The following is a 26,462-nucleotide window of genomic DNA, read 5'->3' as shown; positions in this document are numbered from 1 at the left end:
CGGTATGTCAGATCGTCGCGAAGCCGTAGTTCAGGAGCTTCGTCGCGTCCGTCGCGCGCTGCGGGACGGAGGACGACGCGAGGACCGTGCCGATGACCGTCTTGCCGTTGCGGGTGGCGGCGAAGACGAGGCAGTACTTGGCCTCGGGGCCGGAGCCGGTCTTCACGCCGATGGTACCGCTGTAGCTGCTGAGCAGGGTGTTCGTGTTGGTCCAGGCAGCCATCGTGCGGGTGCTGCCGGTCTTGGTGATCGTCTTCGCCGTGTACGACTTGGTCTTGACGACCGCCTTGAACGTGGCGTTCTTCATCACGTTGCTGGCGAGCTTCGTCAGGTCGCGCGGCGTCGAGTAGTTGTTGCCGTTGCCGATGCCGTCGAACGAGTCGAACTTCGTGTTCGTCAGGCCGAGCGTCCTCGCCGTCGAGTTCATCTTGCCGATGAACGACTTCACGCGCGCGGCCCGGGTGGAGCCCGTGCCGAACTTGTCGGCCAGCGCGTAGGCCGCGTCGCAGCCCGACGGCAGCATCAGGCCGTAGAGGAGCTGGCGGACGGTGACCTTGTCGCCGACGATCAGGTGGGCGGAGGAGGCGGTGTTGGCGACGATGTAGTCGCTGTACGCCTTCTGGATGGTGACCTTGGCGTCGAGGTTGAGGTTCGACTGGGAGAGCACGACCTTCGCGGTCATGATCTTCGTGGTGGAGCCCGTCGACCGCTTGGTGTCCGCGGCCTTCGTGTAGAGCGTCTTGCCGGTGGCGTTGTTCATCACGTAGCCGCCCGCGGCCACGATGCTCGGCTTCGTAACAGCCTGCGCGGGTGCCGCGGTCAGGGCGCCGGTCGCGAGCACGGCGCCTGCGGTCACGGTGACCGCGGCGGCTCTGCGGAAGCGGTTGCCCTTGATGCCGTTAATGGCAGTAATCAACTGAGGTACCCCGAATACGTTGAATGCCCCTGAGGAGCGGCCCAGTTGGAGGGGGGAAAGAGAGGGCCGCACGTGTGTGACACGTAAGTAGCACAGAAGGTTGTGCGGTTGCTGGGGCGGGTTCCCCGAAGGTGTGAAACGCCCCCGGGAACCGGCCGCCGAAACGCACATCCGTAGACGCACCCCCGGCACTCCTTGGTTCCAGCCGGTTCCGTCCGAATCCTGGACGCCCGTCCTCATGCGTACGTGTTGTATCTATGCTGTCCTCATGCCGTACCCGTCCCCCGCTCCGTCCCTCGCCGCCACCGGTTCCGACTCCTCCGCTCCGTCGTCCGCCGTCAAGCAACCCCCCGCCGCCGACCGCGTCTACACCCACGTCAAACAGGGTGTCCTGGACCGGCGTTACGAGGGCGGCACCCTCCTCACCGAGGGCGAGCTCGCCGAGGCCGTCGGGGTGTCACGGACTCCCGTGCGCGAGGCGCTGCTGCGCCTGGAGGTCGAGGGGCTGATCAGGCTCTACCCGAAGAAGGGCGCCCTCGTCCTGCCCGTCTCCTCGCAGGAGATCGCGGACGTGGTGGAGACCCGGATGCTGGTCGAGCAGCACGCGGTCCGCAAGGTCGTACCGGCGTCACCGACCCTTATCGCCCGGCTCGAGGAACTCCTCGACCGGCAGAAGGAACAGGCCGCCGCGGGGGATCTCGCCGGCGCCGCCGTCACCGACCGCTGTTTCCACGCCGAGATCGTCCGCAGCGGCGGCAACGAGATCCTCTCCCGCCTCTACGACCAACTCCGCGACCGCCAGCTGCGGATGGGCGTCGCGATCATGCACTCGCACCCCGACCGCATCGCCAAGACGCTCACCGAGCACGAGGCGATCCTGGACGCGCTGCGCACCGGGGATGCCGAGGCGGCCGTAGAAATCGTCCATCAGCACGTCGACTGGTTCTCCCACCTGGCCCGGGGCGAGGTCCGATGAGCAGCAGTTCCAGTTCCGCGCTGTCCCTTCCGGGTGATCCACCCGGTGGCCGCCGTGCCGTCGCCGTGTGGGGCATCGGCGTCTCCGTCTACTTCGTCGCCGTCATCTTCCGCACGTCCCTGGGGGTGGCCGGCCTCGACGCCGCCGAGCGCTTCCACGTCAACGCCTCCGCCCTCTCCACCTTCTCGATCCTCCAACTGCTGGTCTACGCGGGCATGCAGATACCCGTAGGTCTGCTGGTCGACAGTCTCGGCACCAAGAAGGTACTGACCATCGGGGTGGTGCTCTTCACCGCCGGCCAGCTCGGCTTCGCCTTCTCCCCCTCCTACGGCACCGCCCTCGCCTCCCGCGCGCTGCTCGGCTGTGGCGACGCGATGACGTTCATCAGCGTGCTGCGGCTCGGGACCCGCTGGTTCCCGGCCAGGCGCGGACCGATGGTGGCCCAGCTCGCGGGCCTCGCGGGAATGGCCGGAAACCTCGTCTCCACCCTCGTGATCGCCCGGCTGCTGCACGGCATCGGCTGGACGGCCGCCTTCGCGGGGAGCGCGCTCGCCGGGGTCGTAGTCCTCGTTCTGCTGCTGCTGTTCCTGAAGGACCACCCGGAGGGCCACGAGCCGGAGCCTTTCCCGCACCGGGGCGCGGCCTACGTCCGCCGCCAGATCGCCGCCTCCTGGCGCGAACCGGGCACCCGTCTCGGCCTGTGGGTGCACTTCACCACCCAGTTCCCGGCGATGGTGTTCCTGCTCCTGTGGGGCCTGCCGTTCCTGGTCCAGGCCCAGGGCCTGTCCCGCGCCACCGCCGGCGAACTCCTCACCCTCGTCGTGCTGTCCAACATGGTGGTGGGTCTGGTCTACGGCCAGATCGTCGCCCGGCACCACGCGGCGCGGCTGCCGCTGGCGCTGGGCACGGTGGGGGCGACGGCCCTCGTGTGGGCGGTCACGCTCGTCTACCCGGGCGAGCACGCGCCGATGTGGCTGCTGATCGTGCTGTGCGTCGTGCTCGGTTCCTGCGGGCCCGCCTCGATGCTCGGCTTCGACTTCGCCCGCCCGGCCAACCCGCCGGAGCGTCAGGGCACCGCCTCCGGAATCACCAACATGGGTGGTTTCACGGCCTCGATGACGACCCTGTTCGCGATCGGTGTGCTGCTCGACGCGACCGGCGACAACTACTCGATCGCGTTCTCGGTGGTCTTCGTGCTCCAGGCGCTCGGCGTCAGCCAGATCCTGCGGCTAAGGCGCAGGGCGGCCCGCCGCGAGCGCGAGCGGCTGGTGGCGAGCCGGGTGGAGACGGTGCACGTGCCCGCGTGACGGCGGCCCGCTCACGTATCCACCAACTCGGCCCCTGTGAACGCCCAGTTCACACCGTCTGCTTACTTCGTGACCGTGAAGTTCCGCAGTATCGACGCCGCCAGCTCCGGATCGCCGTCCGCCTTGACGCGGTCCGTCACCGATTCGAGGGGGACCCGCCCGCAGGCCAGCCGGACGTACGTCTCCCAGTCGAGGATCAGGGTCGCGGCGGGCCCGAGCGCGGGGGCCGTCTCCAGGGTGCCGCGGCCCTGGATGTCGACGCGGATCGTACGGAGGAACTCGATCGGGCCGTGCACGTCGAAGACGACCGCCGAACTGCGCGGTGCGCCCGAGTCGTCGGCGACGACGCGGGGGAGCTCGGCGAGCAGCACGTCACGGGCGATGTGCGCGCCGGGCGAGTCGAGGTTCCCGGGGCGGCCGAGGGCGGTGCGCAGGTCCTGCTCGTGCACCCACACGTTGAACGCGTGGTTGCGCATGGACTGTTCGAGCGTGACCTCGGTGCTGACATGGCCGCGCACCTTGGTGCCGGGGTCCCGCGACTCGTTCCGCAGCTGCCGGTTGCGGCGGATGATCGTGTACTCCAGCTCCGACGTCATCTCGGGTGACGTGTGGTGGCGTCGTACGTCGACCTGCATCTCCATGTACCGCTGGTGCTCGTTGGTGACGTGGTAGAGGTCGCGGGGGAGGGTGTGGATGGGGCGAGGGTCGCCGAGCATCTCGTTGTCCAGCCCGATGACGTGCGAGACCACGTCACGCACCGACCAGCCGGGGCACGGCGTTCGCCGGTTCCACTCTCCCTCCACGAGCGGGGTCACCAGCTCGGATATCGCTTCGATGGAGTGGGTCCAGGCGTCGGCGTAGGGCTGGAGAGTGGGATGCAGACTCACGGAACGGGACCCCTCGGCGGTCGGTACAGGTCGGGTGGCGGGCGGCGTTGCCAGCGGGAGGTGGCTGTCGGCGGGTGTCTTGGAACGCTAAGTTACGCTGCTGTGAGGCACCCCGGCAGTGCTTTCGTGTGACGATCGTAGGCCCGTGTGAACGGCTCGAATGCCAGGACGGTGGTAGTGTGCGCGCCTCTCTCATCCAGATCGCCGTAGAAGAGGGCGAATCGGCCGAAAATCGTCGGGTTCGGGTGGGTGCTCTCGTCCGCGAACAAGCGGGTGCCGATCTGGTCGTCCTGCCGGAGCTGTGGACCACGGGCGCGTTCGCCTACGAGCAGTTCGGCACCGAGGCCGAGCCGCTGGAGGGGCCGACCTACGAGGCGATGGCCAAGGCGGCGAGCGACGCGGGCGTCTGGCTGCACGCGGGCTCGATCCCCGAACGGGACCCTGACGGCCCCCTCTACAACACGTCCCTCGTCTTCTCCCCCTCCGGTGAACTGGCCGCCGCCTACCGCAAGATCCACCGCTTCGGCTTCGACAAGGGCGAGGCCGTGCTGATGGGCGCGGGCAGCGAGCTGGTGACGGTCCGTCTGCCCCAGACGGTCATCGGTCTTGCCACCTGCTACGACCTCCGTTTCCCCGAACTCTTCCGCGGCCTCGTCGACGCCGGCGCCGAGACCCTCGTCCTCCCCGCGGGCTGGCCCGAGCGCCGCCGCTCCCACTGGACCCTCCTGGCGCAGGCCCGCGCCGTGGAGAACCAGTCGTTCGTCCTCGCATGCGGAACGGCCGGCACGCACGCCGGAGTTCCCCAGGCCGGTCACTCGATCGTGGTCGATCCCTGGGGCGAGGTCCTCGCGGAGGCGGGCGCGGGCGAGGAGGTCCTCACGGTGGAATTCGACCCGGCACGGGTGGCGGTGACACGGGAACAGTTCCCTGCGCTGAAGGACCGGGTGCTGGGGTTGGAGCGGCCGCGGCGGGCGAGCTGAGCGGCAGAAACGGGCGGACACCGGCCGCATTGAAGCGCGGCTCCTGGGCGACCGCCGGCCGCCGGGCCGTACTCACCGACCTGCTCGTCGCGTGGGGCCTTGCGACGGCGCTCGTCCGGCTCGTGGCCAGGCTGGACGACGACCATCCCGGCTGGACGGACAGCGCGGTTCTCGGCGCGCTGTTCGTCGTGGGCGGCCACTTCAGGGACCGCTTGAAAGAACGCCGCCGGACCCGAGCCCGCGCAGCCGCCGACCGGGACGTGGGCTAGTCCTCCCGCTCCTTCTCCGCGAGGTGGATCACGCACACCGCCACCGCGATCAGGAGCGCCGCGTCCGCGTCCTCCCGGACGATGTCGACGCCGTACGTCTCCCGGATGTGCAGCCAGCGCCGGGAGATCTGGGCGAGCAGCTCACCGTCGTAGTCGACGCCGAACTCGCGGTCGAGGATCTTGCCGCTGACGTCGAGTTCGGTGCCGTCCACCAGGGACACCCGATAGTGGTTGCGCAGCAGCGAGAACCGCTTCCGTCTGATGGTCGCCAGGGGCTCACCGTCCCGTTCGATGACCATCGTGTCGCGCAGGGCGAGCATCTTCTTGTGGATGTCGATGAGCACGCGCCCGTGCGTGTCCTTCAACTCGAAGGTGTCCCTGATGCGCATGGCCTTGCCGTCGACCAGGAACACCTTGTTGCCGTGCTGGTCCTCGATCCAGTAATCCTCACCGAAGCCGAGGATCCGATCGCGTACGAGGAATCTCATGCCGTTACGGCTTCCCCGGACGCGGGTCCGAAACGCCGCCGGTAGGCCGACGGGCTCAATCCGGTCTCCCTGCGCAGCCGCACCCGCAGGTTCGCCCCGGTCCCGAGACCACACCGCGCGGCCACCACGTCGAGCCGCTCCTCCCCGCGCTCGATCAGCAGGCACGCCAGCGCCACCCGCTCCCCGGTCAGCCACGCCAGCGGAGTCGTCCCCAGCTGCGCCCTGAAGCGCCGGTGCAGGGTCGCGGGGGAGACGGCCGCGCGGGCGGCCAGCTCGGCCACCGTCAACGCCTCGCCCAGCCTCTCCCGCGCCCACGCGAGCAACGGCGCGAGCGACTCGTCGGGCACATCGGGCACCGGCCGCTCCACGAACTGCCGCTGCCCGCCGTCCCGATGAGCCGCGAACACGAGCCTCCTGGACACCGCGTTGGCGATCTCGGCGCCGTGGTCCCGCCGTATGACATGCAGCCCGAGGTCGAGCGCGGCGGCACTGCCGGCGGCGGTGAGGATGTCGCCGTCGTCCACGAAGAGCACGTCCGGTTCGAGCCGCACGCGCGGGTGCAGGGTGCGGAAGGTGTCGGCCCACATCCAGTGGGTGGTGGCCCGGCGCCCGTCCAGCAGCCCGGCCTCGGCGAGCGCGAAGCTCCCGGTGCACAGGCTCATGACACGGGCCCCGCGCGCGTGGGCACGCCGGATGGCGTCGAGGACGGCGGCCCCACGCGGTACGACGTTGTCGGGCCGGCCCGGTACGACGAGGGTGTCCGCCGTGTCCACCGCGTCGAGACCGTGCGTTCCGGTGAGGGTGAAGAACCCGTGGTTCATCCGCACCTCACGCGCGGGCGTGCACACCAGGACCTCGTACAGCGGCCCCGGCAGCCCCAGTTCGGGCCGGGGCAGCCCGAACAGCTCGGTGGCGACGCCCACTTCGAAGGGATTGGTGCCCTCGTCGACGATGACGGCGACGCGGTGCGGATGCGTCGAGGGCTGCTGAGAGGATCGTTGCGGCATGTGCGATTCCTAGCACTCGTCCGCCGGATACGACACGGCGCACGCTGACCCCATGGAATCCATCGCACCCATCTCCCTCGCCGCCGCCCTCGCCTCCTTCACCGACCAGTGGAGCCCCCGCATCGTCACCACCGTCAACGACTACGACGTACGCGTCGCCAAGGTCGAGGGCGAACACCTCTGGCACACCCACGACCACACCGACGAGTTCTTCCTGGTCCTGGAGGGCGAGTTGCACATCGCCCTGAGGGGGCCGGCGGGGGAGCGCACGGTCGTCCTCCCCAAGGGCAGCGTCTTCACGGTCCCGCGCGGCACGGAACACAAGCCGTATGCCCCGGTCCCCACGGAGATCCTGCTCCTCGAACCCACCGGCACGCTCACGGTCGGCGACCAGCACGAGGAGATCCCGGCGCATGTGGACGCGACGACGGGGCACACCCTGAACCGACTCTTGGCCCGTTAATTTCGTTGAGCCGGCACTCCGCGATCGTGTTGGCTGGCGGCACCGGGCTGTCCGCGGGGGTCCGCTCGGCTGGAGCAGGGAGTTGAACGTGCAGGACAGTGGTGTCGACCCCGTTGCCCACAATCGGGCAGCCTGGGACAAGTACGTCCAGGAGGGCAACGAGTGGTCGAGGCCGGTGAGTGCCGAGGATGTCGAGCGCGCCCGCACGGGCGACTGGTCGATCGTTCTCATCGGGCATGAGCCGGTCGACCGCTCCTGGCTGCCGGCCGACCTGACCGGCAAGGACGTACTCTGCCTGGCCTCCGGCGGTGGCCAGCAGGGTCCGATCCTCGCCGCCGCGGGGGCGAGGGTCACGGTATTCGACAACTCACCCGGCCAGCTCGGCCAGGACCGGATGGTGGCGGCGCGCGACGGACTCGAACTGCGCACCGTCCTGGGCGACATGCGCGACCTTGGCGCCTTCGGCGACGCGACGTTCGACGTCGTGTTCCATCCGGTCTCCAACGTGTTCGTGCCGGACCTGGCACCGGTGTGGCGTGAGTGCTTCCGCGTCCTGCGACCGGGCGGAACCCTGCTCGCGGGTTTCATCAACCCTGATGCGTACCTGTTCGACCACGAGGCGCTCGACGAGCGCGGCGAGCTGATCGTCGTGCACAAGCTGCCCTACAGCGACGTCACGCAGTACTCCGCCGAGGAACGCGCCACGAAGTTCGGCGCGGATGCCGCCCTTGAATACAGCCACACCCTCACCGACCAGATCGGCGGGCAACTCGCCGCGGGGTTCGCCCTCACCGGCTTCGCGGAAGCGCCGCACCAGTCCGACGCGTCTGCCCAGTACATGTCCCACTATTTCGCGACGCGGGCGGTCAAGCCCTGAACTGACCCTTCAGCGCGGTGAGTAGGGCGTTCAGGGCGGTGGGGGTGGGGGTGAGGAGGGTGGCGGGGTCGTCGCTCTCGCGGAGGTGGAGGGCGGTGGGGGCGGTGGCTATCTCCAGGCAGTTGTTGTCGGCGTCGCCTGTGGAGAACGACGACTTCTGCCAGTGGAGGGCTTCGGGCACGGGTGTTCCTTCAGAGTTCCTGGGCGATGCGCTGGACGAGGTCAAGAGAAGCATCGTGCGGCAGTGCTGCGCTGTCGATGCTCTCGAAGCGGGTTCGGCAGCGATTCAGCCGAGCCGTCGCGTCGATGAACTCGGCGCCATGCGACGTGTCGATCTGCACGGTGTCGAGTTGGGGGACGACCCCGCCAACGTACTGCATGGGAAGACCCGCCCCGGCAAAGCCTTCGGGGCTGAACGGGATGACGCGAAGGGTGACTGTCTCTCTGTCGGCTGCGTGGAGGAGATGTCCGAGCTGATTGCGGGCAACCTTGGATCCCCCGACACACATCCGCAGTGCTGCTTCGTGGACGACGATGTCGTAGGGCGTGCCCGACTCCAGTACCTGCTGTCGGCGCATGCGGAAAGAGACGCGGGTCTCCAGTTCCTCCTTGGGGAGACCCGGATCCACGAACAGTGAGGCAGCGCGTACGTGGTCCTCGGTCTGGAGGACTCCGGGGATGTGCACCATCTCGAACGCGCGGACGTACGTGGCATCGTGTTCCAGCTCGGCCAGATCAAGAGCCTGGCGGGGCATCACACCTCGGTACTCGTCCCACCAGTTGCCGGTTCGGTACTCCGCCATCGCGACAAGCGCGTCCACGAGCGCGGGATCGTCACAATCGTAGAACTCGGCCATTCTGCGCAGTCGTTCCTCGCTGAGACCGAACCGACCGGACTCGATGTGGCTGATCTGGGTTGGGCTGGTGTCGAGTTGCGCGGCAGCCTGCCGGTTCGGGACGCCCGCGGCCTCGCGCAGCTTGCGAAGTTCTGCCCCCAGTCGAGCCTGTCGTGCTGTCGGGACGGATCGTGCGGACATCTGTCCTCCTCGTGAGTCGATGCCGAGTTTGCCTGAAACGTTGAGGCGCCTCAACGTTTCACGCTACTGTCGTCACTGTACTCACGGAGGGTGCCTACATGGTCACCCATCCGCAACTCCCGCACGCCCACCCCCCGTTGGAAGTGCCACCCCGACCGTCGACACCGGGGCGCCGGACAGCAACGAGCCCGGGCTCACGCAAACCCCCCTCACCTCACCGGAGTTGGTGCCCCATGCCCTCGTACACCCTGATCTGCCCACCCCTCGACACCTCTCCCCACATCGCCCGCGACTTCGTCGCCACCGTCCTGCGCACCCTCGACCTGGACCGCGCCCTGGTCGACGACGCGATCCTCTGCACCTCGGAACTCGTCACCAACGCCTGCGTCCACGCGAAGGGCGGTGACGGCACGGTGCTGTGGCTGGCGGTGGAGGAAGGGCGGCTCCGGGTCGTGGTGTACGACGGGGACGAGAACCCGCCGGTGATAAGGGAGTTGACGGCAGAACCGGGTGAACGAGGTGGCGGCCGGGGTCTGTTCCTGGTGGACGCCCTCACCGAAGGCCGCTGGGGCCATGGCCCGGACATCCCGTACGGCGGCCAGCTCCACCCAGAGGGCAAGGGCGTGTGGTTCGACCTGCCCGCAGACCTGCCCGCAGAGCTGCCGACAGGCTCGCCCGTACGACGCCCGGCGGCACCATGACGGACCAGCCGGACCAGGGGGATATCGGAGTAACGCCCATACCCCCTCAACCGCCCGCCCCTAGGATGAAGCGCATGGCAATCGATGGTGCGCAGACGACTCCGGATGTGGTGGAGGACGTGTTCGACGGACACGCCACGGGCATCGAGGTCGAGGACCCGGGTGAGGACAGCGAGCAGATCCAACGGCCGTGGAACCCCGATCAGATCCGGGTGAACACCAGCCAGTTCTCGCTGCGCAACATCCTCGACCAGATCGACGAGGGCTCCATCGAACTCGCTCCGGACTTTCAACGGCTACAGGTCTGGCGGGCCGACCAGAAGTCCCTGCTCGTCGAGTCCCTGCTGCTTCAGATCCCGCTGCCGGCCTTCTACTTCGCGGAGGACGCGGACGGGTCGTTCCGGGTCGTCGACGGCCTGCAACGGCTCTCCACGCTGCACGCGTTCGTCCGGGGCGGCGAGAACGGCTTCGCTCTGGGCAAGCTGGAGCATCTGAGAGGCCTGAAGGACCTGCGTTTCACCGATCTCCCCCTGCCGTTCCAGAGGCGGATCAACAACACCCAGTTGATCGTCAACGTGATCGACCCGACGACCCCGCGCGGAGTGACGTACGAGATCTTCAAGCGGATCAACACCGGCGGGACCCCGTTGAACGCGCAGGAGATCCGGCACTGCATGAGCAGCCCGCGCAGCAGGGACGTCTTGCACCGGATGACCCACACGGACGCCTTCGCCAAGGCCACCGGGGGCCGCCTGACCGACCATATCCGGATGAACGATCGGGAGATGGCGCTGCGCTTCGCCGCGTTCTGGCTGAAGGACATCGAGGCCTACCTGGAACGGCCCATGATGGAACTCTTCCTCATGGACGCCACCGAACTGCTCGACGACCCGAAGCAGGTCCCGGACGAGCGGGTGGCGGCGCTGGAAGCCGCCTTCGAACGTGCGATGACCCATGCGTACCTCGTCTTCGGAGAGCACGCCTTCCGCAAGTGGCCGCAGGGCGAGGACTACCGCCGTCCGATCAACCGCGCCATGTTCGAGAGCTGGTCGCTGGCCCTGGCCGATCCAGCCCTTACCACCGACGATCTGCGTGCGCGCCGCAAGGCGATCGTGCAGGCGGCGCGCGAGCGGATGACCGTCGACGTCAGCTACCTCAACGCCATCACGTCCTCCACCGCCGACCGGTACCGCGTCGACTACCGTTTCAAGGCCGCCGTCGCGGACGCGGGAGCCGGCCGGTGATCACCTCCCTGGAGATCCGGGGCTTCAAACGCTTCGATTCGGAGTCGTTCGAACTGCGCCCGCTGACCGTCCTCACCGGAGTGAACGGCGGCGGTAAGAGCACCGTGATCCAGTCCCTGCTGCTGGCACGGCTGGCAGCCATGTCGGGCGGCGGTACGGCGGGTGGCACGGTCCGGCTGAACGGGCCGCTCGGCCTGGCCCTCGGCGAGGCCCGCGACGTACTCAACTGGACATCCGGCGCGACGGAGATCACGGTACGACTCGGCGGACCGGGCGGTGAGTCATGGGTGTTCGGCTTCGGCCTGCCCGATGCCGAACAGGCCCTGCATCTAGACGTACGGCGGCTCCCGGTGGCGGTCGTACCCGGTATCGGACCGGGCGTCGCCGATCCCGCCTTCACCTATCTGTGTGCGGAGCGTCTCGGCCCGCGCGACACCCTGGCCCTGTCCGCCGACGAACCCGACCGGATCGGGGTGGGTGTGCGCGGAGAGTTCACGGCACAGGTGTTGGCGCTGCGCGAGACCCGTGCGATCGGCCCCCGCAGTCCGCGCGGTGAGGTGCGGGGCCTGTTGCATCACCCGGACGGTGCCGGTCCGCAGCTGAGGGCCCAGGCCGAGGCGTGGGCATCGGAGATCATCCGGCCACTACGCATCACCGCCCGCTTGGCCGCAGGCATCATGGCCGGGACGATCCGCTTCGGTGAGACGAGCCTCATCGGCGAGGAGATCCGCCCCGCCAACACCGGCTTCGGTGTCTCCTACGCCCTGCCTGTCATCGTCGCCGGTCTGCTCACCGAGCCGGGCGATCTGTTGATCGTCGAGAATCCAGAGGCCCATCTGCATCCGGCAGGACAGTCCCGTCTGGGCCGCTTCCTCGCGCGTGTGGCGGGCAGCGGGGTGCAGGTACTCGTCGAGACGCACAGCGACCACGTCCTTAACGGCGCCCGGCTCGCCGTAGCGCAGGACGGCTCACTCCCCGCGAAGGACATGGTCACGCACTACTTCGACCACGACCGCACCCTGCCCATCGGCATCAACGACAAGGGTGAGCTCAGTCATTGGCCGAGCGGCTTCTTCGACCAGATCGAGACCGACCTGGGGAGGCTCGCCCGTGCTCGACGTGACCGGTGATGCCACGGCCGACGACGACTACCGCGTCGTCGTCGGTGAGGAGTGCTTCGACTGGAGGGAACTCACGGACTCGGACCTCCAGGACGCCCTCGACCTGCTCGCCGAGTTATTGGAGCCGCTGGCGGACGGTCGCACGGCAGCCTTCATGGAACCCGCGTACGAAACCGAATGCCGTCCCTCCGTCGCGTTGTTCGACGCGCTCTACTCACCGGACGGCGGACTGCCCCGCGACAAGCGGGTCCGGCTGCAGAAGCTGCTGGGCAAGTGCAAGCGCGTGGAACCCGAAGAGGCGGATCTGCCCCAGCCGGTCCGCGTTGCCGACGGCCCCTGGCACGAACCGTCCTGGGGTACGGCGCACACCCTCGCCAGGGCTGCGGAAGGCCGGGCCATGTCCTGCCTCCTCGCGCCGTACGCCAAGGAACCGGACTGGCCGTCCGGATGGCTCACCGTCATACGGACGACGGAGACGGGCCACGACGAGGTAAAGGCACATGTCCTGCGGAAAACGGAGGACACCCCGGGCTTCTGGCGAGGTCTACTCACCCATGAACCCGTCCCGGCCGACCACTTCCTCACCTTCACCGCCGACGCCTTCCCCCGGCTGCTCTTCGCCGACTCCCTGAACCTGAACCACTTCAAGGGCTCCTACGCCGAGGTCCTGCCCTGGCTGGTCAGGCTCCTCGGCGCGCTCAACGACCACTTCACCCAGACATTGGCCGACTGCGCCGGCGACCTGAGCCAGGTCATGCGCAGGTTTGACGCGATGGATCTGAAGATCTCCGCAGAGAGCGCCAACACAAAGAAAAACGCGAAGGCGTGGGAGCAACGGAACGTCGAGCACGATGGCGTCACCTACCGCTGCGACTGGCACGGCAAACGCCTTTATGACCGCGACCGTGTGCACTTCTCCCTGCCGATCCCCGAGCGGGACGGCCGGATACTCATCGGGATCTTCGTGGAGCATCTCCCGACGTGACTGCCCGGCGACGTGACTGTCAGTCGCGAGTGGCAGTCTTGATCCATGACCGATGCATCCGCGACCCCGACTCCCCGACGCGCCCGTGTCCGCGCCCCCCAGCTCACCGGCAAGGGCGGCTGGCTGAACACGGGCGGCAAGGAGTACACCCTCGCCGACCTGCGGGGACGCATCGTCATCCTGGACTTCTGGACCTTCTGCTGCATCAACTGCCTGCATGTCCTCGATGAGCTGCGGGAGTTGGAGGAGAAGCACCGGGACACGGTCGTGATCATCGGCGTGCACTCGCCGAAGTTCGTGCACGAGGCCGAGCACCAGGCGGTCGTGGACGCGGTCGAGCGGTACGGCGTCGAGCACCCGGTGCTGGACGACCCGGAGTTGGCCACCTGGAAGCAGTACGCGGTGCGGGCGTGGCCGACGCTCGTCGTGATCGACCCGGAGGGGTACGTCGTCGCGCAGCACGCGGGCGAGGGCCACGCGCACGCCATCGAGCGCCTGGTCGCGGAGCTGGAGACCGAGCACGCGGCGAAGGGGACGCTGCGACGCGGGGACGGACCGTACGTGGCACCGGAGCCGGAGCCGACGGTGCTGCGCTTCCCGGGCAAGGCGTTGGCCCTGCCGTCCGGGAGCTTCCTCGTCAGCGACACCACCCGGCACCAACTGGTCGAGCTGGCGCCGGACGGGGAGGGCGTCGTACGGCGGATCGGTTCCGGGGCGCGCGGCCTGCACGACGGTCCGGCCGACTCCGCCACCTTCAACGAACCCCAGGGACTCGCCCTCCTCGACGACGGCTCCGTCGTGGTCGCCGACACCGTGAACCACGCGCTACGACGGCTCGACCTCACCACCGGCACCGTCACGACCCTCGCCGGTACCGGTCGCCAGTGGATGCAGGGCGAGCCCACGTCCGGCCCCGCCCGCGAGGTCAGCCTCTCCTCCCCCTGGGACGTGGCCTGGTGGCAGGGCAAGCTGTGGATCGCCATGGCCGGTGTGCATCAACTCTGGGCCTACGACCCGGCCACCGAAACCGTGGCTGTCACCGCCGGCACCACTAACGAAGGGCTCGTCGACGGCCCCGGCCCCGAGGCCTGGTTCGCGCAGCCCTCCGGGCTCGCCGCGACCGCCGACCGGCTGTGGCTGGCCGACTCCGAGACGTCCGCCCTGCGCTGGGTGGACCCCGATGGGGCCGTGCACACCGCCGTCGGTACAGGTCTCTTCGACTTCGGGCATCGTGACGGGACCGCCGAACAGGCCCTGCTCCAGCACCCGTTGGGCGTCACCGCGCTCCCGGACGGCTCGGTCGCGATCAGCGACACGTACAACCACGCCCTGCGCCGCTACGACCCCGCGACCGGCGAAGTGACCACGCTGGCCACGGATTTGAGAGAGCCGAGTGATGCCGTGCTCGTCGGTGACGAGATCCTGGTCGTCGAGTCGGCACGGCACCGGCTGACCCGGTTGCGCCTCCCGGAGGAGGCGGTGCGGGTCGAGTCCGTCGCCCATCGCACCCGGCGCGCTGCCACCGAAGTCGCCCCGGGTGAAGTGAAGTTGGATGTCATCTTCCAGGCCCCGGCCGGCCAGAAGCTCGACACCCGCTACGGCCCCTCGACCCGGCTCCTCGTCTCCGCCACCCCGCCCGAACTGCTCGTGGACGGCGAAGGCCCGGGCACGGACCTGAACCGCACCCTGACCCTCAACAAGGCTGTCGCGGAAGGCGTGTTGCACGTCTCCGCGATGGCCGCCTCGTGCGACGACGACCCGGCCAACGAATACCCCGCCTGCCACGTCCACCAGCAGGACTGGGGCGTCCCGGTCCGCCTCACCGAGGGCGGGGCGGACCGTCTCCCCCTCGTTCTGGCAGGCATGGACGACCTGAACGACCAGCGCAGCCAGAACGCCTGAAACGGGGGACCACCGGCAACGCCTTAACGGCGACGCGCCCGCGGCGCCAGCTTGTACAGCGCCATCCCGGCCGCGACCAGCGTGGTCGCCGCGACCATCATCGCCATGCTGTTCAGCCACAGGCCGGTCGCGGCCAGCGTGGCGCCACCGGCGCCGGTCGTGCCGGCGCCGACAACTCGTCCGTACATGAATATTTCTCCTTGCGGGATGTGCGGTTGCGTAGGGGGTGGGCTAGGTGGCCACCCACTTCTCCTCGCTGCGGCGGAGCAGTCCCCACAGCGAGGTGAAGTAGACGGCGTGCTGGAAGAGGTCGTAGAGCATCTCCGGGATCATCAGCGCGGCGACCAGGACCGCGAGAGGCCCGGCGCGGCGGACGGAGACGGTCTTCTCGACCACGAAGATCAGGCCGATCGCGGTCCAGAGCGGGGAGAGGCCGGGGAAGCCGTACATCGTCGTGTACGTGGCCATGAAGGTCAGGTAGATCAGGAAGGACAGCGCGCCGAAGCCCATCAGGAACTGCTGGAGGAAGTAGCGGGCGGTGACCTTGGTCCAGCCGTAGTCGCGGAGGTTCTCCAGGGCGCCGCGCTGCCAGCGCAGGCGCTGGTGCCAGAGTTTGGGGAGGCTGGTCATGACCTCGGTGGTGACCGCGCAGCCCGCCGGGGACATGGCGCGGTAGCCGAGGGTCTTGACCGCCTTGGTCATCTCGTCGTCCTCGGTGAGGGAGGCGAGGCTGTAGTAGCCGTCGCCGCCGCCGATCCGCCCCGAGTGGCGGGCTTCGCGGACCTCGCGCAGGACGCGGGCGCGGAACATGGTGCCGGTGCCGGTGAGGACCTGGGCCTTGCCGCCGGTACGGTCCAACTCCCAGGCGTAGCGCTGGAACTCCATGCGCTGGAGCAGTCCGAGGAGGCCGCCGCCCTGCTCGCCGTAGAAGACTCCGCCGACGGCGCCGACCTTGCGGTTGAAGGTGGCCATGGCGGTCTCGCTGAACCAGGGGTTGAGGACGGTGTCCGCGTCCTGGACGAGGAGGAGGTCGCGTTCGTCGAGGTGGGGCAGGACCCAGTCGATGGCCTGGTTGAGGGCGCCGGCCTTCTTGTGGGTGTTGCCCTGGGTGGCGAAGATGTCCGCGCCGTGCGAGGCGGCGACCTCGGCCGTGTCGTCGGTGCAGTTGTCGGTGACGACGACGATCAGGTCGGGTTTACGGGTTTGCCGCCACAAGCCCTCGATCGCGGCACCGATGCGCTCGGCTTCGTTGTGGGCCGGTATCAGCACCACCAGCCGTGGTTCGGGCACGGCAGCGGCTCCCTGTGACGATCGTGCGGCGGACCCGGGGCTGCCTCTCCCCGGGTCCTCAACTGCACAGAGTCTTCACGAGGTTCACACAACCCCACAATACGACTGGCGTCACGAATTGCTCACGGTTGTCTTTGGATGTCCTGTGCGGGTGATTCGGTCCGTGTGTGGGTTACGCCCCCGTATCAGCCGCCGAAGCCCTGCCTCGGGCCCGGGATCAGCCGCGGTAGCCGCGCGACTCGTCGTCCTCGACGATGGTCGTCCGGCCCGGAATCACCACGCGCCGGCGCCGGGCCAGGCTGCTGAACGTCACGACGCCGATCACCCCGACGACCATGAGGATCACGCCGACCACGTCGAGATTGACCCCTTGCATGTGCCAGTCGGTCGCGAAGGTCAGAATCGCGCCGACGGCGATGAGGATGATGCAGCCGCCCAGGCCCATGAGTGTCGCCTCCCTGTCCGGTCCGGTCGGCCCGGTCCGCCACCGGGTACCCGGGGCGGCAACACCCATGCGCCACAAGGCGGTTGTCAGCCCTCCAGAAACGCCACCAGGGCGTTGGCCAGCAGGAACGGGTCGCGGTCGCCGCAGAGTTCGCGGGCGCTGTGCATGGAGAGGATCGCCACGCCGATGTCGACGGTCTTGATGCCGTGCCGGGCCGCGGTGATCGGGCCGATCGTCGTGCCGCAGGGCATGGAGTTGTTGGAGACGAAGGTCTGGAAGGGAACACCGGCCTTGTCGCAGGCGGCGGCGAACACCGCGCGGCCCGAACCGTCCGTGGCGTAGCGGTTGTTGACGTTGACCTTGAGGATCGGCCCGCCGTTGACGCGCGGGTGGTGCGTCGGGTCGTGCCGCTCCGCGTAGTTGGGGTGCACGGCGTGACCCGTGTCGGAGGACAGGCAGACGGTCCCGGCGAAGGCGCGTGCCCGGTCCTCGTACGACCCGCCGCGCGCGAACACCGAACGCTCCAGCACCCCGCCGAGCAGCGGCCCGTCCGCGCCCGTGTCGGACTGCGAGCCGTTCTCCTCGTGGTCGAAGCCGGCGAGGACGGGAATGTACGGCAGGTTCTCGCGGGCGGCGGCGGAGGCGAGCGCCCCGGCTCCGGCGTGCAGGGACAGCAGGTTGTCCATGCGCGGGCCCGCGACGAACTCCTGGTCGCGGCCCAGGTAGGAGGGCGCCTCGACGGAGTGCGTCATCAGGTCCCAGCCGGTGACCTCGCCCGGCGCGAGCCCCGACTCCTCCTCCAGGAAGGCGATGAGGTCGCCGTCGCGGACGTCGTCGGCGAGGCCCCAGATCGGCTGGAGGTGGCGCTGCTTGTCCAGCTTGAGCCCCTCCGACGACACGGACCGGTCCAGGTGGATGGCGAGTTGGGGCACTCTGAGCAGCGGCCGGTCCACGTTCACCAGGCGGGTCGAGCCGTCCCGCAGGCTCAGCCGGCCGGCGAGGCCGAGGTCGCGGTCGAGCCAGGAGTTGAGCAGCGGTCCGCCGTAGATCTCGACGGCGACCTGGCGGAAGCCGTGCGCACCGGTGTCGGGGCGCGGCTTGACCCGCAGGTTCGGGGAGTCGGTGTGCGCGCCGATGATGCGGAAGGGGGTGTGGGGTGCCGCACCTTCGGGGACGAACCAGGCCACGATCGCGCCGCCGCGGAGCACGTACTTGCCGCCGGTCGTCCCCTCCCAGGCGTCCGTCTCGGCGACCTGCCTGAATCCGGCCTTCTCCAGCCGCTCGGCGGTGTTCGCCACGGCGTGGTACGGCGTGGGGGACGCCGCGAGGAAGGACATGAGGTCGTCGGTGTGGCCGCGGTCGAAGCGGGGGGGTTCGCTCATGGGGTTCACCTTAACGACGTGCGAGGGCCCACTCCGGGTGATGGGAGCGGGCCCTCGCAAGGGCGATGTGGGGTTTCGCGAAGCTGTTCCGGTCTGTCCCGGAACGGGTTTCCCGCTGGCTAGAAGGCGGCTTCGTCCAGTTCCATCAGGTCCAGTTCGACACCCTCGGCGACCTTGCGGGCCAGGGTGAGACCGGGCAGCACATTGGCCGCGAAGAACTTCGCAGCCGCGATCTTGCCGGTGTAGAAGGCACGGTCCTTGGCCGAGGCCGTCTCCAGTTTCTCCACGGCGACGGCGGCACCCTTGAGGAGCAGGTAGCCGACGACGACGTCACCGGAGGCGAGCAGCAGGCGGGTGGTGTTGAGGCCCACCTTGTAGATGTTCTTGACGTCCTGCTCGGTCGCCGCGAGGTCGGTCAGCATCAGGCCGACGATGGCCTCCAGCTCGACGGCCGCCTTGGCGAGGTGCTCGCGGGCGCCGGACAGTTCCTCGCCGCCCGTGCCCAGCGCGAGGAACTTCTTGATGTCCTCGGCGAGGGAGTTGAGGGCCGCGCCCTGGTTGCGGACGATCTTCCGGAAGAAGAAGTCCTGGCCCTGGATCGCGGTGGTGCCCTCGTAGAGGGTGTCGATCTTGGCGTCCCGGATGTACTGCTCGATCGGGTACTCCTGGAGGAACCCGGAGCCGCCGAAGGTCTGCAGCGACTGGGCGAGCTGCTCGTAGCCCTTCTCGGAGCCGTAGCCCTTGACGATCGGCAGGAGCAGGTCGTTGAGCGCGTGCTCGGCCTTCGCGTCCTCGCCGTTGGCCTCCTTGACGGCGATCGCGTCCTGGATCGAGGCGGTGTAGAGGACCAGGGCGCGCATGCCCTCGGCGTACGCCTTCTGCGTGATCAGCGAGCGGCGCACGTCCGGGTGGTGCGTGATGGTGACCTTGGGCGCGGTCTTGTCGCCGAAGGCCGCGAGGTCGGGACCCTGGACGCGCTCCAAGGCGTACTCGAGAGCGTTGAGGTAGCCGGTCGACAGCGTCGAGATGGCCTTCGTGCCGACCATCATGCGGGCGAACTCGATGATCCGGAACATCTGGCGGATGCCGTCGTGCTTGTCGCCGATCAGCCAGCCCTTGGCGGGGTGCCGGTCGCCGAAGGTCATCTCGCAGGTGTTGGAGGCCTTGAGGCCCATCTTGTGCTCGACGTTGGTGGCGTAGACGCCGTTGCGCTCGCCCAGCTCGCCGGTCTCGACGTCGAAGAGGAACTTCGGCACGAGGAAGAGGGAGAGCCCCTTGGTGCCCGGGCCGTGGCCCTCCGGCCGCGCGAGCACGTAGTGGAGGATGTTCTCCTCCATGTCGTGCTCACCGGACGTGATGAACCGCTTGACGCCCTCGATGTGCCAGGAGCCGTCCTCCTGCTGGATCGCCTTCGTACGGCCCGCGCCGACATCGGAACCCGCGTCGGGCTCGGTCAGCACCATGGTCGAACCCCAGGTCCGCTCCACCGCGAGCTGCGCGATCTTCTTCTGTACGTCGTTGCCCTCGTCGTAGAGGATCCCGGCGAAGGCCGGACCGGAGGAGTACATCCACACGGCCGGGTTCGCGCCCAGGATCAACTCGGCGTACGACCAGATCAGGGACGGGGGAGCCGTCGTACCGCCGATGGCCTCGGGCAGGCCCAGCCGCCAGTACTCGGACTCCATGAAGGCCTTGTAGCTCTTCTTGAAGGACGCCGGCACGGGCGCGGTGTTCGTCTCGGGGTCGAAGACCGGCGGGTTGCGGTCGGCGTCGGCGAAGGACTCCGCGAGCTCGTTCTCCGCGAGCCGGGTCAGCTCCTCCAGGACGCTCTTGGCGGTGTCCGTGTCCATCTCCGCGAACGGACCGGTGCCGTACAGCTTGTCGCGCCCGAGGACCTCGAAGAGGTTGAACTCGATGTCGCGGAGATTCGACTTGTAGTGCCCCATGGCGACGACTCCGTAGAAAGATATGTACAACGAGACTCGTGCTGACTCGTACTAAGCAGTAGCTACGATGATGCTACCCGTCGGTAATAAGACGCAACCCCAAGCCGTCCATCTGTGACTCAGTACTCTTGCGGGCATGTACGGCTACGACCAGAACGTGGGCGCTCAGCAGGGGTACGTCCCGCCCCAGCAGCAGATGGCCGGTGGCGTGGGCGGCTACGGCCAGCAGCCACCGCTCTACCCCGAGCCGTCCCCGCCCTCGCTCGCGGACGCGGTACGCGCCTTCACCACCGGGCAGATGGCCGCCGAGGACTTCCAGCAGGTCTTCGCGACCTCCAAGGTCTACTGTCCGCGCGGCGACAACCCGGGCTTCCTCGCCCTCCACAACACCCAGCAGCCGGTGATCCCGATGTTCACCTCGCTCAAGGAACTCCGCCGCTACGCCGGCAAGGAGTCCAAGTACTTCGTGATCACCGGCGCCGAGGTGATCGACCTGCTCCCGACGGGCTACGGCTTCGTCGTCGACATGGAGGGCGAGCACCGCATGGTGTTCGACGCGAAGGCGGTCGAGCAGATGGTGGAGTTCGCGATGCGCAGGATGTACGGCTGAGCGGCCGGCCTAGTCGCTGAAGTCCGGGGCCCGATCCGACGAGATGTCGGCGGGGTTCCCGGTGTTGCGGGGGCGCGCCCCGGATGGCTGGAAGTGTGCGGGTCCGTCAGACAGCGGACGCGGCACACCGACGGGGGCCCGCATGGCGGCGGCACGGAACGTACTCATCACAGGCGGCTCGGCGGGGATCGGGCGGGCCTGCGCGCGGCGGTTCGCGCGGGGCGGGGACCACGTCTGGTTCACGTACCACTCGGGGCGGGAGCGCGCGGCCCGGCTGGTCGCCGAACTGGCCGGCACCTGCCCGCACCCGGCGCGGGCCTTCGAGTTCCGCCAGGGCGAGTGGGCCGACCACGAGCGCCTGGTCGCGGAACTGCCCGGACCGGTCGACGTACTCGTCAACAACGCGGCGGTCGGCTCGAAGACCGTCGAGCAGTACGTCCCCGGGCCCGGCCACACCCAAGACGCGGCGTTCCTGCAGATCAACGCGGTCGGGCCGCTCTGGCTCACCGAGCAGCTGCTGCCGGGGATGCGGGCGCGCGGGCGCGGCACGATCGTCAACGTGGCCAGTGTCGGCGGGGGCGTCGCGCAGTTCCCCGGCTTCCGGATCGCGGACGGCATGAGCAAGGCCGCCCTCGCCTACCTCACCCGCCACCTGGCCGCCGAGCTGGTCCACGACCCCGTCGACGTCGTCGCCGTCTGCCCCGGCGCGGTGGACACCCCCATGTTCGAGGCCAGCACCCTGTCCGGCCTCACCCCACAGGAACGCGCCACCCTGGAATCCACCCTGCCCCGAGGCCGCCTGATCGCCCCCACGGAAATCGCCGACCTGATCTGGCACCTGACCGGCCCCCTCGCCGCCCTCCTCCACGGAGCGGTGCTCGACGCGTCGATGGGGCTGGGGGTACGGCCGGGTCTGCTGGGCGGGGTGGCGGAGGGGGCGGGGGTGGAGAGGTGAAGTCGACTTCCCCGGTCTCCCGACAGGCCGCGACTTCCCAGGTCTCCCGGCAGGCCGCCCGTCTGGTCGCCGGTTCGCCCGCCATCGCGGAGGCGCACTTCCGGGCGGAGGCGTTGCCGTACCACCCCCGGCTGCGGCCCGACGGCTGGCTCAATCTCGGTACCGCGGAGAACCGGCTCGTCCAGGATCTGCACACCGGGCCGCCGCGCCCGCTGACGGCCCGCGACACCCGTTACGCGCCCCTGCACGGCACCCCGGAGCTGCGCGCGCACCTCGCGCGGCACCTCACCGCCCCGGGGGAGCGCCCCGTCGACCCCGAGGACCTGGTCGTGGTGGCCGGGGCGACCGCGGCCCTCGACGTCGTCGCCACCGCGCTGTGCGACCCGGGCGACGCGATCGTCGTGCCCACGCCCTGCTACGGCGCCTTCGACACGGACCTCGGGGGCCGCTCGGGCGCCCGGCTGCTCCTCGCCCCGCCGGACGACGAGGACGGCCACGGGCTCTCCGTACGCGCCGTCGACCGGACGCTCGCCGAGGCGCGGCGCGACGGCGTGGACGTACGGGCCGTGGCGCTGGCGTCCCCGGCCAACCCGACCGGAGAGGTCCACCCGCCCGCGCAGCTGCGGGAGTTGGCGGAGGTCGCGGCCCACCACGGCGTGGACGTCGTAGCGGACGAGATCTACGCGGGCTCGGTGTTCGGCCCGCGCCCCTTCACCGGCTTGCGCACGGTCGCCGCCGATCCCGCCCGCGTGCACACCGTGTGGGGGTTCGCGAAGGACTTCGGGCTGCCCGGCTTCAAGGCGGGCGTCCTGCACACCACCGACCCGGAGATCCGCGCCGCCGCCCGCGCCCTCGCCTACTTCGCCCCCGTCTCCACCCACACCCAGGCCCACCTCACCACCCTCCTCGCCGATCCCGCCCGGGTGCACGCGTTCCTCGCCGAGAACAGCCGTCGCCTCGGCGCCTCGTACGCCCGGGCCGCGGCCCTGCTCGACGCCTTCGGCATCCCGTACGCCCCAGCGCAGGCGGGCTGCTCGATCTGGGCCGACCTGGGCGCCCACCTGCCCCGCCCCGGCTTCGCCGGCGAACGCGCGCTGTGGCGGGAGATCCTCGACCGCACCCACGTCAGCATCCTGCCCGGCGAGGCCTTCCACGCCCCCCGCCCCGGCTGGTTCCGCGTCTGCCACTCGCTCGACGCGGCCCTCGTGGAGGAGGCCCTGACCCGCCTCGGCCGCCTGCTCACCGGGAAGGCCGAGAAAGGAGCACGCCGTGACGACCCACGACACACCACCGGGCCCGCTCGACCGCTGGTATGAGCAGGCCGGCGTCCGCACCGGCGTGCGCCGCATGTTCCACGAGGAGACCGAGCGCGGCCGGGTCTTCTTCCCGGCCGCCCTGGTGCCGTACGCCCGCCACGAGGCCGTACGGGAACTGCCGCCCGAGCGGCTGCGCGAGCTGACCGTGCGGCACCTCTACCAGTTCCTGCTGTCGACGACCCACCTGGAGACCCGGGTCGTCAACACGGCCGCCGAGGCCGTGGCCAACGGCCGTACCGGACTCGACCTGCCCGCCGCGCTGCGCCCGGACGCCTTCAAGGTCTACTGCGACGAGGGCTACCACGCCCTCTACAGCCTCGACCTGGCCGACCAGATCGCCGCCGTCACCGGCATCGCGATACCGGACCAGGACTACGGCGGTTTCGTCGAGCGGCTGCGGGCGTCCGCGCACCGCGCGCTGCCCGGCGCGCCCGCGCTCGCCGGGCTCCTCCAGGCGGTGGTGTTCGAGACGCTGATCACGGCCGTGCTGAACGAGGTGCCGGGCGACCCGTCCGTGGTCGGCGTGGTCCGTGACCTGCTGCGCGACCACGCCCGGGACGAGGGCCGCCACCACCGTTTCTTCTCCGCCCTCTTCCGGGAGCTGTGGACCCACCTGTCCACCGCCGACCGAACGGCCGCCGCCCGCGCCCTGCCCGAACTGATCCGGGCCGCCCTGACCTGGGACCTCGCCCCCGTCCGCGCCTCCCTGCGGCTGGCCGGCCTCGACCCCGACACCGCCCGCCGCGTCGCCGACGACTGCTGCGCGCCCGGCCCGGACCCCCGCCGCCTGAACGACACCGCCCGCTCGACGCTACGACTCTGCGCGGCCGTCGGCGTCTTCGAACTCCCGGGCGCCCGCGAGCACTTCGCGGCCCACGGCCTCGGCGACGGCCACGGCATCGAGGAGACCCCGTGAACCCGACCACGACCAGCCTCACCTACGGCACCTACCTGCGGCTCCCCCAACTCCTCGGCCAGCAGCTCCCCCAGGCCGCCGCCGCCCACGACGAGCATCTGTTCATCACCGTCCACCAGGTGCACGAACTCTGGTTCAAGCAGCTCCTCGTCGAGCTCACGGACGCCCGCGACCGGATGCTGGCGGGCGAGAACGCCGTAGCGGTACGACGGCTGCGCCGCTGCCGGGAGATCGAGCGGGCGCTGCTCGACGCGCTGGCCCTGCTGGACACCATGGCGCCGGGCGACTTCGAGGCGTTCCGCGGTGCGCTCGGCACGGCCAGCGGCGGGCAGTCCGCGCAGTTCCACGAGATCGAGGCGCTCTCGGCGCGCCGGGACCACCGCACCCGCTCGATGCGCTGGCTGACGGCGGCCGAGCGGGCCCGGCTGGACCGGCGGCTCCTGGAGCCGACGCTGTGGGACGGGTTCCTCGCGGCGCTCGCGGGCCTCCCGCGCGCGGACCGGGCCGCGGCCTTCCGGGGCGAGGGCCCGCTCGGGGAACTCGCGGACGCGCTGCTCGGCCACGACGAGGGCTGGGCGCTGTGGCGGGCCCGGCACGTCCTGGTCGTGGAGCGGCAGATCGGCAAGGGTCGTGGTACGGCGGGCAGTTCGGGGGCCGCGTATCTGCGGGAGCGCACCGGGGAACGGTTCTTCCCGGAGCTGTGGGAGGCTCGGGGCGCCGTGCTGTGAGCCCCTGATGTGACCGCTTTGCGGGCGGGTCGGGCGGAAGTCCGGAGGGAATGTCCTCCGGGCTTCTTCTGTTGTGGGGTAGCAGAAAGTTCAACGCTCAACTAAACTCGACGCACAAGGAGGTCCCGACATGCCTGCAGTGACCGTAGAGAACCCGCTGACCCTGCCCCGCGTGGCCGCGCCGGCCGACGCCGTGGCACGTCCCGTGCTCACCGTCACGACCGCACCCAGCGGTTTCGAGGGTGAGGGCTTCCCGGTGCGCCGCGCGTTCGCCGGGATCAACTACCGTCACCTCGACCCGTTCATCATGATGGACCAGATGGGCGAGGTGGAGTACGCGCCGGGCGAGCCCAAGGGCACCCCCTGGCACCCGCACCGCGGCTTCGAGACCGTCACCTACATCATCGACGGCGTCTTCGACCACCAGGACTCCAACGGCGGCGGCGGCACCATCACCAACGGCGACACCCAGTGGATGACGGCGGGCGCGGGCCTGCTGCACATCGAGGCGCCGCCGGAGTCCCTCGTCGTGTCCGGCGGGCTCTTCCACGGGCTCCAGCTGTGGGTGAACCTCCCGGCCAAGGACAAGATGATGGCCCCGCGCTACCAGGACATCCGCGGCGGACAGGTGCAGCTCCTCACCACCCCCGACGGCGGCGCGCTGCTGCGCGTCATCGCCGGTGAGCTGGACGGCCACCAGGGTCCCGGCATCACGCACACCCCGATCACGATGGTGCACGCCACCGTGGCCCCGGGCGCGGAGCTGACCCTGCCCTGGCGCGAGGACTTCAACGGCCTCGTCTACGTCATGGCGGGCAAGGGCTCGGTCGGCGCCGACCGCCGCCCGATCCACCTGGGCCAGACCGCCGTCTTCGGCACCGGCTCCTCGCTGACCGTCCGCGCGGACGAGCAGCAGGACTCCCACACCCCGGACATGGAGGTCGTCATCCTCGGCGGGCAGCCGATCCGGGAGCCGATGGCGCACTACGGACCGTTCGTCATGAACACCCGCGAGGAACTCCAGCAGGCCTTCGAGGACTTCCAGAAGGGCCGGCTGGGCACCATCCCCGCCGTGCACGGCATGAGCGAGGGCGGCCTGTAAGCCTTCGTAGAGCCTTCATAGAGCCTTCGTAGAGCGGAACTTACCGAAGCCCCGTCCCTGTCCGGACGGGGCTTCGGCATGCGGGTCGGCGGCCGGTCCGGGTCCTCCGTCCGGGTGAGCCGGACCCGGCCGGGGCATGAAGGTCCAGCTCATGGAAAGGGACGGCCTGAAAGTGGACGTCGAACGCAAGGAACTCACCCGTGCGTATCCGCATGAGTCTGGCCGTCACCATGGCAGCCACCTGTCTCGCCCTGACCGGCGCTGCGAACCCCACCCAGGCCCGTACCCCCTCCACCCAACAGGCCGCGAGCGCCGCGCCGCACCGCGCGGACGAGAACTGCGGGGCGGGGGAGATCTGCTTCTGGCACGACAAGAACTACTCGGGCACCCCCTGGCGCTGGAGCCCCGCCTCCGGGTACCGCGACATGCCGTCCAACCTGCACGACCACGTCTACTCCTTCAAGGCCGACGCCAACGCGTGCTTCATCGACTGGAGCCCGCAGGAGAAGCGGCCGGTCCTCTCCGGCGACTACGCCCAGGCCTACGACACCAACTTCGGCACGCGGATCGACGCGGTCGGCCCCACCTGCTGAGTCCGTCACCCGGGCGGGC

Annotated in this window: 29 protein-coding genes; 18 read left to right on the top strand and 11 right to left on the bottom strand. The window is 69.7% G+C overall.

The features are described from left to right. Window positions 1-7: 7 nt before the first annotated feature. On the bottom strand, window positions 8-916 hold the full coding sequence (locus ACFXC1_RS26185) for a D-alanyl-D-alanine carboxypeptidase family protein (protein ID WP_381246355.1): 909 nt from the start codon (window positions 914-916) through the stop codon (window positions 8-10). 268 nt (window positions 917-1,184) lie between these two features. Here ACFXC1_RS26185 and ACFXC1_RS26180 point away from each other — a divergent pair, with 268 nt between their 5' ends. Both ACFXC1_RS26180 and ACFXC1_RS26175 read left to right on the top strand, forming a co-directional pair. Next, window positions 1,185-1,892, top strand: coding sequence for a GntR family transcriptional regulator (locus ACFXC1_RS26180; protein ID WP_381246352.1), 708 nt, complete (start codon window positions 1,185-1,187; stop codon window positions 1,890-1,892). Continuing rightward, complete coding sequence (locus ACFXC1_RS26175) at window positions 1,889-3,199, top strand: MFS transporter (RefSeq protein ID WP_381246349.1); 1,311 nt, start codon at window positions 1,889-1,891, stop codon at window positions 3,197-3,199. Before ACFXC1_RS26180 ends, ACFXC1_RS26175 begins: the two co-directional genes overlap by 4 nt. Before the next feature lie 62 nt (window positions 3,200-3,261). Here ACFXC1_RS26175 and ACFXC1_RS26170 read toward each other — a convergent pair whose 3' ends face one another. Next, complete coding sequence (locus ACFXC1_RS26170) at window positions 3,262-4,086, bottom strand: maleylpyruvate isomerase family mycothiol-dependent enzyme (RefSeq protein WP_381246346.1); 825 nt, start codon at window positions 4,084-4,086, stop codon at window positions 3,262-3,264. A 179-nt stretch (window positions 4,087-4,265) separates the two neighbouring features. On the opposite strand from ACFXC1_RS26170, the gene ACFXC1_RS26165 reads away from it, so the two are divergent. After that, window positions 4,266-5,066 (top strand): carbon-nitrogen family hydrolase, encoded by an 801-nt coding sequence (locus tag ACFXC1_RS26165; protein WP_381246344.1) that lies wholly within the window; start codon window positions 4,266-4,268, stop codon window positions 5,064-5,066. A 29-nt stretch (window positions 5,067-5,095) separates the two neighbouring features. Continuing rightward, on the top strand, window positions 5,096-5,335 hold the full coding sequence (locus ACFXC1_RS26160) for a hypothetical protein (protein WP_381246341.1): 240 nt from the start codon (window positions 5,096-5,098) through the stop codon (window positions 5,333-5,335). On the opposite strand, the gene ACFXC1_RS26155 is transcribed toward ACFXC1_RS26160, so the two are convergent. Both ACFXC1_RS26155 and ACFXC1_RS26150 read right to left on the bottom strand, forming a co-directional pair. Beyond that, window positions 5,332-5,823 carry an LURP-one-related/scramblase family protein gene (locus ACFXC1_RS26155; protein WP_200712920.1) on the bottom strand — a complete coding sequence of 164 codons (492 nt, stop codon included), beginning with the start codon at window positions 5,821-5,823 and terminating at the stop codon, window positions 5,332-5,334. The two genes, ACFXC1_RS26160 and ACFXC1_RS26155, sit on opposite strands and share 4 nt — an antisense overlap. Continuing rightward, window positions 5,820-6,830, bottom strand: a complete 1,011-nt coding sequence (locus tag ACFXC1_RS26150) for a helix-turn-helix domain-containing protein (protein ID WP_381246339.1) — start codon at window positions 6,828-6,830, stop codon at window positions 5,820-5,822. Before ACFXC1_RS26150 ends, ACFXC1_RS26155 begins: the two co-directional genes overlap by 4 nt. Before the next feature lie 52 nt (window positions 6,831-6,882). On the opposite strand from ACFXC1_RS26150, the gene ACFXC1_RS26145 reads away from it, so the two are divergent. Next, entirely contained in the window at window positions 6,883-7,293 is a 411-nt protein-coding gene (locus ACFXC1_RS26145; protein WP_381246336.1) for a cupin domain-containing protein, read from the top strand. An 88-nt stretch (window positions 7,294-7,381) separates the two neighbouring features. Beyond that, the gene (locus ACFXC1_RS26140; RefSeq protein WP_381246333.1) at window positions 7,382-8,170 is read left to right on the top strand and encodes a class I SAM-dependent methyltransferase; all 789 of its coding nucleotides are present in this window, start codon (window positions 7,382-7,384) and stop codon (window positions 8,168-8,170) included. On the opposite strand, the gene ACFXC1_RS26135 is transcribed toward ACFXC1_RS26140, so the two are convergent. Both ACFXC1_RS26135 and ACFXC1_RS26130 read right to left on the bottom strand, forming a co-directional pair. Beyond that, the gene (locus ACFXC1_RS26135; protein ID WP_381246330.1) at window positions 8,160-8,351 is read right to left on the bottom strand and encodes a DUF397 domain-containing protein; all 192 of its coding nucleotides are present in this window, start codon (window positions 8,349-8,351) and stop codon (window positions 8,160-8,162) included. The two genes, ACFXC1_RS26140 and ACFXC1_RS26135, sit on opposite strands and share 11 nt — an antisense overlap. A gap of 10 nt (window positions 8,352-8,361) precedes the next feature. Next, the gene (locus ACFXC1_RS26130) at window positions 8,362-9,207 is read right to left on the bottom strand and encodes a Scr1 family TA system antitoxin-like transcriptional regulator (RefSeq protein ID WP_381246327.1); all 846 of its coding nucleotides are present in this window, start codon (window positions 9,205-9,207) and stop codon (window positions 8,362-8,364) included. 233 nt (window positions 9,208-9,440) lie between these two features. Between ACFXC1_RS26130 and ACFXC1_RS26125 the strand changes: the two genes are divergently transcribed. From ACFXC1_RS26125 to ACFXC1_RS26105, 5 genes are all read left to right on the top strand, one after another. After that, window positions 9,441-9,908: an ATP-binding protein gene (locus ACFXC1_RS26125; protein ID WP_381246324.1), complete on the top strand. Its 468-nt coding sequence runs from the start codon at window positions 9,441-9,443 to the stop codon at window positions 9,906-9,908. Window positions 9,909-9,982: 74 nt separating this feature from the next. Beyond that, complete coding sequence (locus ACFXC1_RS26120; protein ID WP_381246322.1) at window positions 9,983-11,152, top strand: DUF262 domain-containing protein; 1,170 nt, start codon at window positions 9,983-9,985, stop codon at window positions 11,150-11,152. After that, window positions 11,149-12,282, top strand: coding sequence for an AAA family ATPase (locus tag ACFXC1_RS26115; RefSeq protein WP_381246320.1), 1,134 nt, complete (start codon window positions 11,149-11,151; stop codon window positions 12,280-12,282). The genes ACFXC1_RS26120 and ACFXC1_RS26115 overlap by 4 nt, the downstream gene beginning before the upstream one ends. Next, complete coding sequence (locus ACFXC1_RS26110; RefSeq protein ID WP_381246317.1) at window positions 12,263-13,258, top strand: hypothetical protein; 996 nt, start codon at window positions 12,263-12,265, stop codon at window positions 13,256-13,258. The genes ACFXC1_RS26115 and ACFXC1_RS26110 overlap by 20 nt, the downstream gene beginning before the upstream one ends. Before the next feature lie 45 nt (window positions 13,259-13,303). Then, complete coding sequence (locus tag ACFXC1_RS26105; protein ID WP_381246314.1) at window positions 13,304-15,160, top strand: NHL domain-containing thioredoxin family protein; 1,857 nt, start codon at window positions 13,304-13,306, stop codon at window positions 15,158-15,160. Window positions 15,161-15,183: 23 nt separating this feature from the next. Here ACFXC1_RS26105 and ACFXC1_RS26100 read toward each other — a convergent pair whose 3' ends face one another. From ACFXC1_RS26100 to ACFXC1_RS26080, 5 genes are all read right to left on the bottom strand, one after another. Further along, window positions 15,184-15,348, bottom strand: a complete 165-nt coding sequence (locus tag ACFXC1_RS26100) for a hypothetical protein (protein WP_019055237.1) — start codon at window positions 15,346-15,348, stop codon at window positions 15,184-15,186. 43 nt (window positions 15,349-15,391) lie between these two features. Next, window positions 15,392-16,450, bottom strand: a complete 1,059-nt coding sequence (locus ACFXC1_RS26095) for a glycosyltransferase family 2 protein (RefSeq protein WP_381246311.1) — start codon at window positions 16,448-16,450, stop codon at window positions 15,392-15,394. Window positions 16,451-16,667: 217 nt separating this feature from the next. Next, complete coding sequence (locus ACFXC1_RS26090) at window positions 16,668-16,895, bottom strand: DUF6458 family protein (protein ID WP_381246308.1); 228 nt, start codon at window positions 16,893-16,895, stop codon at window positions 16,668-16,670. An 86-nt stretch (window positions 16,896-16,981) separates the two neighbouring features. Further along, window positions 16,982-18,277 (bottom strand): M18 family aminopeptidase, encoded by a 1,296-nt coding sequence (locus ACFXC1_RS26085; RefSeq protein WP_381246305.1) that lies wholly within the window; start codon window positions 18,275-18,277, stop codon window positions 16,982-16,984. A gap of 119 nt (window positions 18,278-18,396) precedes the next feature. Further along, window positions 18,397-20,223, bottom strand: coding sequence for an acyl-CoA dehydrogenase (locus ACFXC1_RS26080; RefSeq protein WP_381246302.1), 1,827 nt, complete (start codon window positions 20,221-20,223; stop codon window positions 18,397-18,399). 136 nt (window positions 20,224-20,359) lie between these two features. On the opposite strand from ACFXC1_RS26080, the gene ACFXC1_RS26075 reads away from it, so the two are divergent. The 7 genes from ACFXC1_RS26075 to ACFXC1_RS26045 all read left to right on the top strand — a co-directional run bounded on the left by ACFXC1_RS26075 (window position 20,360) and on the right by ACFXC1_RS26045 (window position 26,443). Next, window positions 20,360-20,833: an SseB family protein gene (locus tag ACFXC1_RS26075; RefSeq protein WP_019073480.1), complete on the top strand. Its 474-nt coding sequence runs from the start codon at window positions 20,360-20,362 to the stop codon at window positions 20,831-20,833. Window positions 20,834-20,975: 142 nt separating this feature from the next. Next, window positions 20,976-21,788, top strand: coding sequence for an SDR family NAD(P)-dependent oxidoreductase (locus ACFXC1_RS26070; protein WP_381246299.1), 813 nt, complete (start codon window positions 20,976-20,978; stop codon window positions 21,786-21,788). Next, window positions 21,785-23,104 carry an aminotransferase class I/II-fold pyridoxal phosphate-dependent enzyme gene (locus ACFXC1_RS26065; protein ID WP_381246297.1) on the top strand — a complete coding sequence of 440 codons (1,320 nt, stop codon included), beginning with the start codon at window positions 21,785-21,787 and terminating at the stop codon, window positions 23,102-23,104. Before ACFXC1_RS26070 ends, ACFXC1_RS26065 begins: the two co-directional genes overlap by 4 nt. Beyond that, a complete protein-coding gene (locus tag ACFXC1_RS26060; protein WP_381246294.1) occupies window positions 23,058-24,020 on the top strand; it encodes a diiron oxygenase in 963 nt (320 codons plus the stop codon). Before ACFXC1_RS26065 ends, ACFXC1_RS26060 begins: the two co-directional genes overlap by 47 nt. Beyond that, the gene (locus ACFXC1_RS26055; protein ID WP_381246292.1) at window positions 24,017-24,748 is read left to right on the top strand and encodes a tryptophan 2,3-dioxygenase family protein; all 732 of its coding nucleotides are present in this window, start codon (window positions 24,017-24,019) and stop codon (window positions 24,746-24,748) included. Before ACFXC1_RS26060 ends, ACFXC1_RS26055 begins: the two co-directional genes overlap by 4 nt. 130 nt (window positions 24,749-24,878) lie before the next feature. Further along, a complete protein-coding gene (locus ACFXC1_RS26050; protein ID WP_381246289.1) occupies window positions 24,879-25,850 on the top strand; it encodes a pirin family protein in 972 nt (323 codons plus the stop codon). 200 nt (window positions 25,851-26,050) lie between these two features. Then, on the top strand, window positions 26,051-26,443 hold the full coding sequence (locus ACFXC1_RS26045) for a peptidase inhibitor family I36 protein (protein ID WP_381246286.1): 393 nt from the start codon (window positions 26,051-26,053) through the stop codon (window positions 26,441-26,443). The last annotated feature ends 19 nt before the right edge of the window (window positions 26,444-26,462 follow it).

Origin of the sequence: Streptomyces hokutonensis (genome assembly GCF_042751305.1) — a bacterium.
Taxonomy (GTDB): Bacteria; Actinomycetota; Actinomycetes; order Streptomycetales; family Streptomycetaceae; genus Streptomyces; species Streptomyces hokutonensis_A.
The sequence above is the reverse complement of the archived record's forward strand: the minus strand, read 5'-3'. Positions and strand labels throughout refer to the sequence as shown.

Coding starts and splice junctions, on each gene's coding strand:
- ACFXC1_RS26180 (WP_381246352.1), top strand. CDS start 1,185: ATGCCGTACCCGTCCCCCGCTCCGTCCCTCGCCGCCACCGGTTCCGAC.
- ACFXC1_RS26175 (WP_381246349.1), top strand. CDS start 1,889: ATGAGCAGCAGTTCCAGTTCCGCGCTGTCCCTTCCGGGTGATCCACCC.
- ACFXC1_RS26155 (WP_200712920.1), bottom strand. CDS start 5,823: ATGAGATTCCTCGTACGCGATCGGATCCTCGGCTTCGGTGAGGATTAC.
- ACFXC1_RS26150 (WP_381246339.1), bottom strand. CDS start 6,830: ATGCCGCAACGATCCTCTCAGCAGCCCTCGACGCATCCGCACCGCGTC.
- ACFXC1_RS26145 (WP_381246336.1), top strand. CDS start 6,883: ATGGAATCCATCGCACCCATCTCCCTCGCCGCCGCCCTCGCCTCCTTC.
- ACFXC1_RS26130 (WP_381246327.1), bottom strand. CDS start 9,207: ATGTCCGCACGATCCGTCCCGACAGCACGACAGGCTCGACTGGGGGCA.
- ACFXC1_RS26125 (WP_381246324.1), top strand. CDS start 9,441: ATGCCCTCGTACACCCTGATCTGCCCACCCCTCGACACCTCTCCCCAC.
- ACFXC1_RS26120 (WP_381246322.1), top strand. CDS start 9,983: ATGGCAATCGATGGTGCGCAGACGACTCCGGATGTGGTGGAGGACGTG.
- ACFXC1_RS26105 (WP_381246314.1), top strand. CDS start 13,304: ATGACCGATGCATCCGCGACCCCGACTCCCCGACGCGCCCGTGTCCGC.
- ACFXC1_RS26100 (WP_019055237.1), bottom strand. CDS start 15,348: ATGTACGGACGAGTTGTCGGCGCCGGCACGACCGGCGCCGGTGGCGCC.
- ACFXC1_RS26090 (WP_381246308.1), bottom strand. CDS start 16,895: ATGGGCCTGGGCGGCTGCATCATCCTCATCGCCGTCGGCGCGATTCTG.
- ACFXC1_RS26085 (WP_381246305.1), bottom strand. CDS start 18,277: ATGAGCGAACCCCCCCGCTTCGACCGCGGCCACACCGACGACCTCATG.
- ACFXC1_RS26080 (WP_381246302.1), bottom strand. CDS start 20,223: ATGGGGCACTACAAGTCGAATCTCCGCGACATCGAGTTCAACCTCTTC.
- ACFXC1_RS26075 (WP_019073480.1), top strand. CDS start 20,360: ATGTACGGCTACGACCAGAACGTGGGCGCTCAGCAGGGGTACGTCCCG.
- ACFXC1_RS26070 (WP_381246299.1), top strand. CDS start 20,976: ATGGCGGCGGCACGGAACGTACTCATCACAGGCGGCTCGGCGGGGATC.
- ACFXC1_RS26050 (WP_381246289.1), top strand. CDS start 24,879: ATGCCTGCAGTGACCGTAGAGAACCCGCTGACCCTGCCCCGCGTGGCC.